The organism is Streptococcus constellatus, assembly GCF_902167705.1.
GTDB classification, from domain to species: domain Bacteria; phylum Bacillota; class Bacilli; order Lactobacillales; family Streptococcaceae; genus Streptococcus; species Streptococcus constellatus_A.
Genome location: NZ_CABHMZ010000034.1, coordinates 1 through 12,763 on the forward strand (window position 1 = coordinate 1; position 12,763 = coordinate 12,763).

A 12,763-nucleotide genomic window follows, 5' to 3' on the forward strand; every position below is an offset into this window, starting at 1 on the left:
ATGGGAGTAGCTCATAGTTTTTCCTCGGGTTCTGTTTGTGTGGTTACTTACAGTTTACACCAATGAAACGCTATGAGTTTTTTTGTTGAACTATATTTTACAATTTATCGGATATAAAAACTCGAACCATTGCGCAATTGAATTTCAAATTGAGGTAACAATGTTAACACAGTCTTTTTAATCTGACTGACCACCTCACCCTTATCATCATAAATCGTAAAGGTTTTAGGAATTTTTAAAAAGCTTCCCTCCACTTGATAATCAATGTTCCCACGGTCATCTTTGATGTCAAACTTTTCACCGCCAAAGCGAAATTTTTGTTTTACAAGATAGGTCTTCATGATAGTTCCTCGCAAAAAGACAAGTCCACTAGACGAAGGGCGAAAAACCGCGGTACCACCTTCATTCAATGAACTTGTCATTCTCATTATGTATGCAATTTTTTCTTTGAGTAGCATGATTTTCATTCTTACATGGCTTGCAGCACCGCCAATTCTCTGAACTAAGAGGTCAAAAATCAATTCTCAATAGTCCTATTATACTCACTTATGAGCTTTTCGTCAACTTATTTTGATGAAGATGACGAGCTAGATGTTGATTTACTGTCTGTCTTGACATATTGTGAGAATAGATTTTGGAAAGCTTGATCTTTCACTTTAATATTGGCTGCTTGTAATTCTTTGGCAACAATTTTTTGAATAAAGGTACGATCATTTTGTTTTTGTGTCAAGATAACATTTTTCAGTTGTTTCTTATAGTCTTTCCAGTTTGCTGATTTTTCAGACTTACTGTTTAATTTCACAATGTAATAACTTGAAGAATAGGTTGATGATTTGACAGTGATAACATCAGAAATACCGTTTGCTTCAAGAGCAAAAGCCGCCTTTTTAACAGCATCTGGGACATCTGTCGAAGCTGAGTCAAATTTGACTTCGCCACCTTTATCTTTTGTCTTGGTATCTGTAGAATTTTCCTTGGCAATTTGTCCGAAATCAGCACCTTCAGCTTTTGCTTTCTCCAATACTTCCTTTGCCTTATCTTCACTATCTACCTTGATGATTTGAGCAGTCACTTCTGGTGTGTAAGATTCGTATGCTTTTTTATAGTTTGCATCTGTCAATTCTTTTTCAGCTGCTTTTTTGACAGCATATTCGACCAATTTATTGGTTCTGATTTGTTCACGGTAAGTATCTTCCGTCAATCCTGCTCTTGCCAAGACTTGTTGGAAAGCAGTTCCGTAAGTGCTCTTACTCTTATTGAAAGTTTCATTGACTTCTTTTTCTGTAACATGTTTACCATAGCTTTTTTCAAAAACTTCTTGAATGGTCATATTGAGAAGTACTTGTTGAGCAGCTGCGTTATTTTTTACTTTGTCATAGAAATCATTGACAGTAATTGTATTTCCCTTCATCGTGATAATGTCTTTACCACCAGCTTGTGAGCAGGCTGCTAATGTTACAACTGACAAAAGCGTAATGGCTCCTGCTAGAATTTTTTTCTTCATTATGAAAACTCCTTTTTTTAATTCACTTTCTTATTGTACCATAAAATAGATTTGATATCTTAAATTTTCCTAAAATCTTTGAAAATTCAGGAAAATATTAAGAATCTCATTTTTTTCTAATCATCAGAATACCGTCGCCAAGTGGTAGCAAGGTTGAGGTCAATTCAGGCTGATCTAATGTTTGATTAAATAATTGGTGTAGCCCTCGATAAATCGTTCGTTGACCTCGACGCACTTCACTCATCTCCTTTGTGACATCTCCACCTTGAAAAACATCATCTATGATGACAATTCCCCCTGAATCAAGACGTTTCAGAGCTTCTGGCAGAAAGACAACGTATTTGGACTTGGCAGAATCCATAAAAATAAAGTCATAGCGATCTTTCAAACTAGGAAGAATATTCATTGCGTCTCCTTCAAGCAATGTAATTTGCCTGCGCTTATCAAACTTGGCAAAGTTCGCTTTGGCAAGAGCAATCATTTCTGGATTGCGATCAATCGTTGTGATTTGTGCGTGCGGTGCATGTTCTGCCATTAAAAGAGCTGAAAAACCAATGGCTGTCCCAATTTCCAAAATCTTTTCAGGCTGTAAAGTTTCTAACAGAAAACGAAAATAGGCAACTGTTTCGTGAGGAATAATGGGAATATTTTCTGCATGAGCAAAAGTTTCGAGCTCTTTTAAGGAGCCCGAAACTTGCTTTTGCCGTGACCGCATAAAATCAACAATTTCTTCTTTGACAACGGGACGACGCATATTGTGATTAGCATTTTTACTATAGGACTTGACCATTTTATGCTAATCCTAACTTTTCTACAAGTGCTTCAAATTCGTCAAGGCGACGCTCAAAGACTGCAAAGGCAGCATTAAGATAGTCTTCTTTTTCCATATCTACACCAGCTTTTTTAATGACATTCAGCGGATAATCAGAATTTCCCGCTTTCAAGTAATTGAGATACTTCTCTTTATCTTCTTGCGTTCCGTTGACAATCTTATCTGCTAAGGCAGAAGCAGCTGAGAAACCAGTCGAATATTGGAATACATAATAATCATAGTAGAAATGTGGAATCCGTGCCCATTCGTATTGAATTTGTGGATTGTCCTCTTTCGTCAAACCATAATATTTTTCATTTAAATCTGCATACAAATCATTCAAAAATTCACTCGTCAAGACTTGACCTTCTTGGTCAGCTTTGTGAATGGCATGTTCAAACTCAGCAAATTGAGTTTGGCGGAAAACAGTCCCACGGAAACCATCTAAGAAATGATTCAAAATCGCAAAGCGGGTTTGATCGTCATCTACTTCTTCCAATAATTTCTCCGTTAGGATATTTTCATTGGTCGTAGAAGCAATCTCAGCTAAGAAAATAGAATAATCACCGTAAACATAAGGCTGTGTTTCACGAGTATAGCTAGAATGCATGCTGTGACCCGTTTCATGAACCAGCGTGAAAAGATTGTCCAAGGTATCCTGCCAGTTGAGCAACATAAAAGCATTGGTATCGTAAGAGCCGCCAGAATAAGCTCCTGAGCGTTTGCCTTGATTCTCATGAACATCAATCCAGCGCTCTGAAAAAGCTTTTTTCACTCGATTAAGATAATCATCTCCGAGAATCGCTAAAACTTCTTCTGCTTTCGTCAAAGCTGCTTCGTAGGTAAATTTGTAATCTGCTTCTGACAATGGTGTATAGAGGTCATACATTTTCAAATCAGAAAGACCCAAAATCTTTGCACGTAGCGCAATATAGCGATGTAAGAGTGGCAAATGTTTGTTGACTGCAGACACTAAGCTATCATAAACATTTTCTGGAATAAAGTTAGCAGACAAGGCTGCTTCACGCGCAGAAGAAAACTTACGAACTTTGGCATTGTAATTATGCACCTTGACATTTGTTTGGAGTGTCTTAGCGTAAGTGTGTTGGTATTGCTCATAGACGCTGTAAAGCGCTTCATAAGCTTCCTTGCGGACTGTACGATTTTTCGACTCCACCAAACTAATGTAATTTCCGTGCGTCAATTGCACTTCATTTCCTTCTTCGTCGTGTACGATTGGAAAAACAATATCGGCATTATCCAAGATTCCAAAAGTATCGCCTGCAGCACTAAAAATTTCACCAGCTCCTGCCAACAATTCTTCTTCACGCTGAGAAAGAATATGAGGTTTCTTTTGCAGTAGCTTATCAAAGAAGTGCTGATAGATTTGCAGTTCAGGCTTTTCAGCTAAGAAAGTTTGATATTGCTCGTCTGTGATTGCCATAAATTCTGGCTCATAAAAAGCAAAAGCCTGTCCGAACTCGCTATAAATGGCCATTCCTTTGGCTTGGTATTCTTGATATTTTGCCACGCGCGTGTCTTGGTCATTTTTCATGTGAGCATAGGAATAGAGCTTTTCGATACGACGCATTAAGTCCAATTGGATTTCTGTTGTTTTTAAAAGGCTATCAGCCAAATCCAAGAGATGACCTGCTAAACTGCTAGCTTCTTTTAATTCTTTTGAAACTTGCGCCAATTCTGTTTCAAAAGCTTCATCTGTTGGGAAAATCGTTGTTAGGTCCCAAGTGTATTTTTCTTCAATTTCATTTCTTTGTTTTGCCATAAAATTTCCTCCGTCCTTCCTATTTTATCATAAATATTACCAAAAATCTTTGCATAAAAGGCTGGAGGATAGAGAATTTGGAGATTTTTATTCTTTTCCTTTTTATAATAAGCTGAAAATTGCTGGTAATAAGGCGTGAGATCCTGAAAAATCTGACAGAAAGAGCTGGCACAAACAGGCTGAACCTGCGGATAAAAGTCATTAGCTGTTTTGGTTAATAAATTATCACCCGCTTGATACAATTCTGCCTGCCATTTCATCCATTTGGGCTGCTGATAATAGAGCTGCTGGCGCACATAACGGCAAATATTTTTATCTTCTTTTGCCAGAAAACTCATCATCTCCTGCTTGCAGAATGGCTGACGAAAGATGTCTAACAGGTTTCCCTTACCAAAAGCAAAATTTTTTTCCTTGTACTGAACCTTGCCATGCAAATCTTCATGAATCAAGTACTTAAGTCTCAAAAGCTGTTGCTGCGCATCTAACTCCCACAGATGAAAGCCCATATTTTGACTGAAATAGAGAAAATCCTTTTGTAAATTGGTCAAGGAATCTTTCAGCCAAAGTTTCTTTCCCAAGAGCCAAAGAACGCGATAGCCATGCTGACGATAACTGTCTGTGCGCTCCTTTAAACGCTTTTGACTAAGCGAGCTACATTGAACTTCAAGTGCAATCTGTTTCTCAACTAACAGATCTGCGATTTGCTGCAATTCTGGTAAATAAGCTTCCACTTGAATCGCATGATTGGATTTTCTAGCCCAAGTAAACAAAGCAGCTTTCAAATTTAAGTGTTCTGCGCTTTCATTTTCCGTATAAAAATGACATTCTTTTAAAGAAATATGGGCAAAATGCGGTCGCATCACCTTGCCCTTCTTAAATCGCACCGCTTCCTTACAAGCTGGGCAGAGAAATCTATCCAGCGGATTTACCCTATCTTCCACAGCGTTTAGTAGTTTCCCATCTTCCTGACAAGCTATTAGCATAGATTATTTTCCCCTTTTACTTAAATTATTCGTAAAAAAAGAGCGAGACAGAACTCATCTTAAAAATTTTAAGTTCTGTCTCACCCCGCAAGGTTGCTCAATAGTCTGGGAGACTGTTGAACTGGTAGATAAAGAAAGCAAAGTTTTTGTCAAAAGTGCTTTTCTGAGCTTGAAAAATGAATAACTTTGAAGCTTGCTTCGCAAGCTCTATCCATCACCTCAAAGCAGTGCTTTGAGCAATCAGCTACTGCGGTCTTGGTTTATTGCACTATATAAATTGAAGCTGGAAACTTTCGTTCCAGCTTCAAATTTTTTATAAGGGGAAACTAAATTATTGAATCGCTTCAGCGCCGTCCATTTCTTCTTTGTACAACTTCGTATCATACATCTTAATAAATGGGAACCAAATCACAAAGGCAGCCAGAGCACAGACAAGTGCAACTACGAAAGCACCAATATTACCACCTGAACCAACATAAGCTCCAAGACCAATAGGTGTTGGCCATGGTGTTTGGGCAATCGCTTTACCAGCTAGTCCAAGCTGGACAGACCAGTAACCAATAGAAGCAGAGACGATTGGAGCCAAGATAAACGGAATGGTCAACATTGGATTATACACAATTGGTAAACCAAAGATAAGGGGTTCGTTGATGTTGAAAATAGCTGGACCCATAGCTGCTTTTCCAAGCATACGTAATTGATCTGACTTCGCACGGAAAGCAATATAGAAGCAAAGCAATAAGGTCGCACCAGAACCACCGATTGTTACATAAGAGTTGGTAAATTCACCTGCATAAGCAATGAATTTGCCGTCAACGTTTTGTGCCATATTAGCAAGCAAGATTGGATTAACCAGTCCCATAACGATATTCGCACCGTGAATACCAACAATCCAAAGAGCATGAACCAATAAGTAAATCACAACGATACCTAGCCATGTATTAGTGATATGGCTAACAAAGGCAAACGGAATGGCAATAACTTTATAAATATCTGTGCCAAATAGGATAAAGATACCGTTAATGAAGAGTACTGCAAATGCAATGACAAATCCTGGAATGAGGGCTGTAAATGAACGAGCAACTCCTTCTGGAACAGCTTCAGGCATCTTGATGACCCAATTCTTCTTCACACAAAGGCGATATAGTTGCACAGCGAGAATGGACATCAGAATCGCAGTAAACATACCTGATGTCGATAGACGTGTCAAACTATCACCGCCAACAGTCCAACCACCAATTGTTGTTTTTCCTGTAACGGCTGAAATCACTCCTTTTGAATAAGTTAATTCAGGAATAGTCAAAAAGTAAGCAAATACCGCTAACAGACCACCATTGAGTGGATTGAGGTTGAGTCCTTCTTCTTCGACATAAATTTTTGTGTATTCATACCCAATAACAATAGCAAAGTAGAGAGACAAAATCCCCATTGTACATTTATAAGCTAACAAGTAGAGAGCTTGAATCTTATCAAATGAATTTGCCCACAAATCAACAATAAACTGAAGATTAAAGGCTTGCGGTATAACACTAAGAACCAAGAAAGCAGACCCTACGATTGTAAAGGGAATGCTGGCCATCCCGGCAGCAACAATAGCACGAACAGGACGCCAAGTAGAGACTTTCCCCATTGGTCCCATGAGGTACTTTTCTAGAAATTCAAACAATTTATTCATAATATATCCTCCTATGATGTTTGAAATATAATTTATAAACTAACGTTGAACAGTGGCAATATATTCTTGAATGCGTTTATATTGCTTATCTGTATGGTGATGAATCCGACTTAATTTTCTTAACATGAGAATGGCTAAAAATAGCCCCAATAAAAGCACAACCGTTAAAACGGTTACAGTGGTTGTACTAATCGAAAAAAATGGAAAGAGGAAATGATACTGTCCCACAAAAACAATTATCAGCAGCAAAACATTTGCTAAAGCAGAAATATTGTAAAAGAACCGCGTTAATGTCACTTCTTTTTGATGAACGGTGTACATTCGTGTTTGCTCCCACATTGCCAACGCTGCTAGAACAGTTAGCAACAAGGGCAATAGCAAAACTAAACCAGCCTTTGAAAGATACAACATGAGTATCCAATAAAGATTGACAAAGAAGAAAAATGTTGTCGCATAGCGGACTGAAAAGTAACGCGTATAATACATGTTTTTTATTGCTGCTTCTTTTCGTCTTGCTTCTAGTTCTTGTTTCTCTTTTTCAGTCATATTTTCCCCTTTCATTCCTTTTTTTACTTTTCAATCTTTCGATAAAGACTGAGCATTTCAAGTGCTACCTCACGCAAGGTCATGGTCGTCATCAAGTGATCCTGAGCATGCACCATGATAATTTCAATTTTAATTTCCGTTCCACTAGCGTATTCTTGTAGCAAATTTGTTTGTGCATGGTGAGCTTCCAATAACTCTGCATTGGCAGCTTCTAACTTTTCAGCAGCTTCATCATAATGCCCTTCACGCATATCTGCAAATGCTTCGTGAACTGTTGTTCTTGCTGAACCACTATGTAGGATAATTTCAAAAGCTGCAACTTGTAATTCTTCCTGATTCATAGACAATCTCCTTTACTTTATGTTTAAAAATAGTGCTTTAAATTCTGTAAACGACTGACAGCTCAATATCTTTGCTTGCAGGTCAGGCTGCTCTAACAAATCAACAATCTTTGATGTCAACGTTGCCATTTCTTCATTCCCATAAATGGACGGAGAAGGGAGAAAAATGAGTTGAATTTTAGGACTTTCATCATTCCACTGCACACCATTTCTCACAATGGCAACACCAATTTTATGATTTTTTGCAATGGGCTTAACCGGGTGAGGCACCGCAACTTGTTCTGAAAAAACGACAGAACTCATCTTTTCACGCTGCTTGATTAGCTCTTGCATATGTGTAACAAAATCCTTTTCTTCCCCCTGCTCCATTTTTGTTAATAACTCTTGCAAAACCTGCTCTTTTGTCGCATCTTGCATGAGAATAAAACAAGACGGAGAGAAGTATTCATCAAAAATATTTTCTTTCGTTGTAGTGGCTGTTGCTGTTAAATCTACCTTCAAATGACTTTCTACTGGCTTCAATTGGGCAATTTTTTGCCTTATTCCTTCTAGCTCATCTGCATTTAAAAATATGCTGACAGTAAAAGCAGGAACACTAAAGACTAAATTTGATAAGTCAATAGACGAAATGATAAAATCAATATCTTTCAGACGTTCATCACTCAACTCATAATAACCAATCACATCTACAATGTGGACTAAGTTGCCCAGCTCATTGTCAATCCGATTTTTCAGCATTTGCGCCGAGCCATAACCTGTAGCACAAATCACCAAAATATTAAATTTTTGCTTTTCCTTTAATCGCTCCAAAGCAGCCATGAAATGCAGTGCCACATAAGACACTTCATCATCTGATAAGTCTTCCTTAGAAAAAATCGGCATTTCCTGCAAAATTTCTCGTGTCATTTCCAAAACTGCTGGTGCTTGCTGCTGAATATCCTTTAAAAGGGGATTTTCAAGCATTACATGATTCTGCAAACGCACATAGAAAGTAGATAAATGAGCAACAACTCCTTCAACTAATTGAAAATCATGCTGAAATTGATAGTCTTTGACGTTTTCAAGTTTCTCCAAAGCACTAATCAGCTGCTTGCGAATTTCTTGATTGGTGTCTATTTTGGTATTCTGGCTTTCTTGACAAGAAGCTTTTGAAATCAAATGGAGTGTAATATAGTCCACTTCTTCTTTGGGAAATTCCAGCCCAGTTGCCAAATACACTCTGTGTAAAATTTTCTCAGCAATCTTTCGTTCTGCCAGATAATTACCTTGTTCCCAGTCTTCAATCTTGCTGATTTGGAAACCTTCCGCAATCCTTTTAAACGATAAAGCAATGTGAATGACCAAATTTTGAATCACAAAATCTGACAACTTTAAGTGACCTTCACGACATTCGTCCAGCACGATAATCGTCAATTCTTCTAAACTGATTTGCCGTCCTGGAACTTCGATGTTGATGTAATTGTGCAAACTTTGAAAGAAATTATCACGAAAAAAGTAATCCATGATAAAGCGCCGTTTATTGCGTTCGCTGCCTTTTACATAAACACCACGATTGGCTTTGCTCTCGATTTGTAAGTCATACTTTGCCAAGTCTTGTCTGATTTTCTTGAAATCTGCTGACAAGGTTGAACGACTGACAAACAGCTCTTCTGCTAAGTCATCAAAATAAAGTTTTTCCTGCTCAAAGAGCAATTTATTTAAAATGTAATTGTAACGATCTTCTATATTTTCAGTCTTAGCAGAGTTTTGCTCTGTAAAAAATTCTGTTTTTATAAAGTTTTGATAGAGAGCTTTATCTTGAAGTTCAAGTCGATAACCATAACCTTGCTTGGCTGTGATCTTCCAGCCTATTTCATCAGGCTTCCAATCCATCAATGATTTCAGGTAAGTTCTTATCGTACGATCAGAGCAAGAAAGCTGACTAGCTAATTCCTTACTTGTAATATAATGATCTTTATTTTCCAACAAAGATTGAAGAATCAATTTTTCTTTCTTATGTAGCAGTGCAGTTCTCCTTCCGCATTTATAAGAACTATTTTACCCTTTTTGAGCTAAAACTCTAAATCTTTTCCAAGATGAGGTTTGCCATTTTTTCAATTCCCATTGGAATAGGAATGTAAGCTTGCGGAGGAATTTGTACAATAGGTTTGCCGACTTTTGCTCCAGCTTCCTCAAATTGCTTGAAGTACATTTTTGTTTGAGGGCCAATGAGATAAAGGTCAAATTCAGCAGCGGCAATGGCTTTTCCACCTTCTGTCGCACTAACAGCATCTACTTCAATGTCATGCCCTTTGCTCTTTAAAAATTCCGTTGTTTTCTTTGCCATCAAAGAAGATGACATACCTGCTGCACAGATAATCAATGCTTTAGCCATAAGATTTTCTCCTTATAAATAAAATTTATTTTATAAATTCATTATAGATGAAAACGTTTACAACTTCCATCTTATTTTTTCCGTAGTGAAACGGAAACATTTCCTTAGTTACTTTTTTACTTATATTTTAATTTATAATAGAGAATGGTTCCTGATAAAACCAAAGACACGCTATTTGCCATAATTAAAGGCAAATCTTCAATTACCAAGCCATGAAACAGCCACAAAGCAATACCGACAACTTGCATCAGATACATGCCAAGCGCAATAGACTCTGTATCCTTGGTTTTAATGACTTTTATTACCTGCGGTAAAAAAGCAAAAGTAGTTAATACAGCAGCAATCGTTCCAATCATATTTTCTCCTTTTCTAAAAACGAAGCTAAAAAACCCTAGCTTCGTTTCTTTCTTCCTTGTTCTATTACGTATAGACGGATAAATGCACAATCTTCCTATTACAAAATATTCACCAGTCCTGGATATTTGGATAAGACAACGACATCTTTCTTTTCTAGATTGAAAGTGGCCATTATCAGCTCCCGAATCTTCACATCATTGATGTCACTATCTACGACAAAGCCGTCTGCATTTTTCAATTTAATCGTCAAATGCTGGGTGATAGCTGGATTGGCAGCCAAGTCTGGCACAGCGACTCCTTTAGAAAATTTGATGACATAGGTTATTTTTTTACTCATGATAATCTCCGATTTAGTCTACCGTTTCTCCATTTGAAGCGATGACTTCCTTATACCAAGCAAAGGACTTCTTAGGTGAACGCTCATAGGTTCCATTTCTCTCATCGTCCTTGTCTACATAGATGAAACCGTAGCGCTTGCGCATTTCACCGGTACCTGCAGACACTAGATCGATACAGCCCCAAGGCGTATAGCCCATGAGGTCAACACCATCTTCGACTACGGCCTTTTTCATCTCACGGATATGGGCACCCAAATAGTCAATCCGGTAATCATCATGCACCATGCCGTCTTCTTCCACTTTATCAATGGCACCAAAACCATTTTCTACGATAAAGAGAGGCAGGTGATAATGGTCGGTAAACCAGTTGAGAGCATAGCGCAGACCTTCTGGGTCGATTTGCCAATCCCATTCTGAAGCCTCAACATACGTGTTCTTCACCAGATCTTCCGTTTCCACATAGTCAAAGTAAGGGTTGTTTTCCCGATGAGAATCAATAGCAAAGGACATATAGTAGCTAAAGCCAATGTAATCAACCGTTCCAGCCAGCAAATCCTCTTGATCTTGCTCGGTAAAATCAACCTGAATACCTTTTCTTTCCCAATATTTAAGAATGTGTTCTGGATAGAGACCGAAAACATGGACATCTGCAAAATAATAACGCTTTTGCATGGCTTTCATAGCCATGAGGACGTCCTTAGGATTGCAGGTAGCTGGATAAATCGGACACATGGCAATCATACAACCGATTTGGAAGTCAGGATTGATCTCATGACCGATTTTAACTGCTCGCGCAGAAGCCACCAACTCATAGTGAGCCGCCTGATACATGATCGCTTCACGATTGTCTCCTTCTTTGTAAACAATACCAGAATTGGTGAAAGGAGCAAAATCTTCTTGATAGTTAGCTTGATTGTTGATTTCATTAAAGGTCATCCAGTATTTGACCTTATCCTTGTAGCGTTTGAAGACCACTTCTGCAAAGCGAACAAAGAAATCAATAACCTTGCGGTTCTTCCAGCCACCGTATTCGGTCACCAAATGATAAGGCATTTCAAAATGCGACAGGGTAATAACTGGCTCAATCCCGTATTTGAGACATTCATCAAAAAGGTCATCATAAAACTGCAAACCAGCTTCATTGGGCTGCTCTTCGTCTCCCTTAGGAAAAATCCGCGTCCAAGCGATAGAAGTTCGGAAGCACTTGAAGCCCATTTCCGCAAACAGAGCAATGTCTCCCTTATAACGATGATAAAAATCAATTGCTTCATGATTTGGGTAGTATTTGCCTGGCAACACTCCTGCCGTAATTTCACGCGGAACCCCGTGGCGAGCTGCTGTCATCACATCAGCCACACTAATGCCCTTGCCGCCTTCCTGCCAACCACCTTCTAGTTGATGAGCTGCAACTGCTCCACCCCAGAGAAATCCGTCTTTAAATGTTGACATGTCTAAAGTCCTCCTGATTTTGATACTTTTATTATACTCCTAAGAAAGCGCTTTTAAAAACCATATTTTTGCCACAGCAATGCGGAAAATAAATCCAAAGACTGTGAAAGCGGTTCCTTTTGACTCATTTCTTTCTATAATGAAGAAAAATAATATAAAATCTACGTCATATTTCTCTATCTAAGAAAGGTTGTCTCGCTCAGCTATGATTACAAAAAGTTTTTGATTTATGTACCTATTACTGCTATAACTTGTACTATGATAGCCTTTTTATTGTACTTTTTGCCCATTGGTTCACGCCCATTTTCTCTTTCCCTCTTCACCTCGCCTTTTAGCTTACCTCTTTTCTTTCAGCAAAAGAAAGTTTCTACTTTTATCTTTGCTGGTTTTATAGACGGCGTTTTAAAAACAGGACTTTTTCTACTTGACATCAAGCCTTTTAACATCACACTTCCATTTTTAGCCGCTTATGGATGTGTCAGCCTGATTGCCTGTGCTTGTCTCTTTTTATTTAGGATAAATTGCAAGAATAAGTGCAACATTTACTCTAACTCATCCACTAGAGCTTCATAAGCAGTTCTGTAAGCTAAACATTTTCGTGG

The 12,763-nt window shown here is 38.2% G+C and carries 12 protein-coding genes and 1 pseudogene; all 13 read right to left on the reverse strand.

The window, feature by feature from the left end; translation table 11 throughout:
- Positions 1-107 precede the first annotated feature (107 nt).
- Positions 108-428: pseudogene (locus FQ204_RS09750) on the reverse strand (LURP-one-related family protein); the annotation flags it as partial.
- A gap of 137 nt (positions 429-565) precedes the next feature.
- The gene (prsA, locus tag FQ204_RS09755; RefSeq protein WP_144211083.1) at positions 566-1,504 is read right to left on the reverse strand and encodes a peptidylprolyl isomerase PrsA; all 939 of its coding nucleotides are present in this window, start codon (positions 1,502-1,504) and stop codon (positions 566-568) included.
- 106 nt (positions 1,505-1,610) lie between these two features.
- Positions 1,611-2,294: an O-methyltransferase gene (locus tag FQ204_RS09760; protein ID WP_144211085.1), complete on the reverse strand. Its 684-nt coding sequence runs from the start codon at positions 2,292-2,294 to the stop codon at positions 1,611-1,613.
- A gap of 1 nt (position 2,295) precedes the next feature.
- On the reverse strand, positions 2,296-4,098 hold the full coding sequence (gene pepF, locus FQ204_RS09765; RefSeq protein WP_144211087.1) for an oligoendopeptidase F: 1,803 nt from the start codon (positions 4,096-4,098) through the stop codon (positions 2,296-2,298).
- On the reverse strand, positions 4,050-5,081 hold the full coding sequence (locus FQ204_RS09770) for a competence protein CoiA (RefSeq protein ID WP_144211089.1): 1,032 nt from the start codon (positions 5,079-5,081) through the stop codon (positions 4,050-4,052). The genes pepF and FQ204_RS09770 overlap by 49 nt, the downstream gene beginning before the upstream one ends.
- 331 nt (positions 5,082-5,412) lie before the next feature.
- A complete protein-coding gene (celB, locus tag FQ204_RS09780; RefSeq protein ID WP_144211091.1) occupies positions 5,413-6,756 on the reverse strand; it encodes a PTS cellobiose transporter subunit IIC in 1,344 nt (447 codons plus the stop codon).
- A gap of 39 nt (positions 6,757-6,795) precedes the next feature.
- A complete protein-coding gene (locus FQ204_RS09785; RefSeq protein WP_260843581.1) occupies positions 6,796-7,302 on the reverse strand; it encodes a hypothetical protein in 507 nt (168 codons plus the stop codon).
- A gap of 23 nt (positions 7,303-7,325) precedes the next feature.
- Positions 7,326-7,643, reverse strand: a complete 318-nt coding sequence (locus tag FQ204_RS09790; protein WP_021001470.1) for a PTS cellobiose transporter subunit IIA — start codon at positions 7,641-7,643, stop codon at positions 7,326-7,328.
- A 12-nt stretch (positions 7,644-7,655) separates the two neighbouring features.
- Entirely contained in the window at positions 7,656-9,647 is a 1,992-nt protein-coding gene (locus FQ204_RS09795; RefSeq protein ID WP_144211095.1) for a BglG family transcription antiterminator, read from the reverse strand.
- Positions 9,648-9,702: 55 nt separating this feature from the next.
- Positions 9,703-10,017, reverse strand: a complete 315-nt coding sequence (locus FQ204_RS09800; protein WP_144211097.1) for a PTS cellobiose transporter subunit IIB — start codon at positions 10,015-10,017, stop codon at positions 9,703-9,705.
- A gap of 116 nt (positions 10,018-10,133) precedes the next feature.
- Positions 10,134-10,373: a SemiSWEET transporter gene (locus FQ204_RS09805; protein ID WP_003025388.1), complete on the reverse strand. Its 240-nt coding sequence runs from the start codon at positions 10,371-10,373 to the stop codon at positions 10,134-10,136.
- Between the two features lie 98 nt (positions 10,374-10,471).
- On the reverse strand, positions 10,472-10,711 hold the full coding sequence (locus tag FQ204_RS09810; RefSeq protein WP_144211099.1) for a hypothetical protein: 240 nt from the start codon (positions 10,709-10,711) through the stop codon (positions 10,472-10,474).
- Between the two features lie 13 nt (positions 10,712-10,724).
- A complete protein-coding gene (locus FQ204_RS09815; RefSeq protein WP_144211101.1) occupies positions 10,725-12,161 on the reverse strand; it encodes a 6-phospho-beta-glucosidase in 1,437 nt (478 codons plus the stop codon).
- Positions 12,162-12,763: the final 602 nt, after the last annotated feature.

Excerpts from the sequence above, each read along its gene's own strand:
- FQ204_RS09785 (WP_260843581.1), bottom strand. The coding sequence starts at position 7,302 with ATGACTGAAAAAGAGAAACAAGAACTAGAAGCAAGACGAAAAGAAGCA.
- FQ204_RS09770 (WP_144211089.1), bottom strand. The coding sequence starts at position 5,081 with ATGCTAATAGCTTGTCAGGAAGATGGGAAACTACTAAACGCTGTGGAA.
- celB (WP_144211091.1), bottom strand. The coding sequence starts at position 6,756 with ATGAATAAATTGTTTGAATTTCTAGAAAAGTACCTCATGGGACCAATG.
- FQ204_RS09760 (WP_144211085.1), bottom strand. The coding sequence starts at position 2,294 with ATGGTCAAGTCCTATAGTAAAAATGCTAATCACAATATGCGTCGTCCC.
- FQ204_RS09800 (WP_144211097.1), bottom strand. The coding sequence starts at position 10,017 with ATGGCTAAAGCATTGATTATCTGTGCAGCAGGTATGTCATCTTCTTTG.
- prsA (WP_144211083.1), bottom strand. The coding sequence starts at position 1,504 with ATGAAGAAAAAAATTCTAGCAGGAGCCATTACGCTTTTGTCAGTTGTA.
- FQ204_RS09805 (WP_003025388.1), bottom strand. The coding sequence starts at position 10,373 with ATGATTGGAACGATTGCTGCTGTATTAACTACTTTTGCTTTTTTACCG.
- FQ204_RS09815 (WP_144211101.1), bottom strand. The coding sequence starts at position 12,161 with ATGTCAACATTTAAAGACGGATTTCTCTGGGGTGGAGCAGTTGCAGCT.
- FQ204_RS09790 (WP_021001470.1), bottom strand. The coding sequence starts at position 7,643 with ATGAATCAGGAAGAATTACAAGTTGCAGCTTTTGAAATTATCCTACAT.
- pepF (WP_144211087.1), bottom strand. The coding sequence starts at position 4,098 with ATGGCAAAACAAAGAAATGAAATTGAAGAAAAATACACTTGGGACCTA.
- FQ204_RS09810 (WP_144211099.1), bottom strand. The coding sequence starts at position 10,711 with ATGAGTAAAAAAATAACCTATGTCATCAAATTTTCTAAAGGAGTCGCT.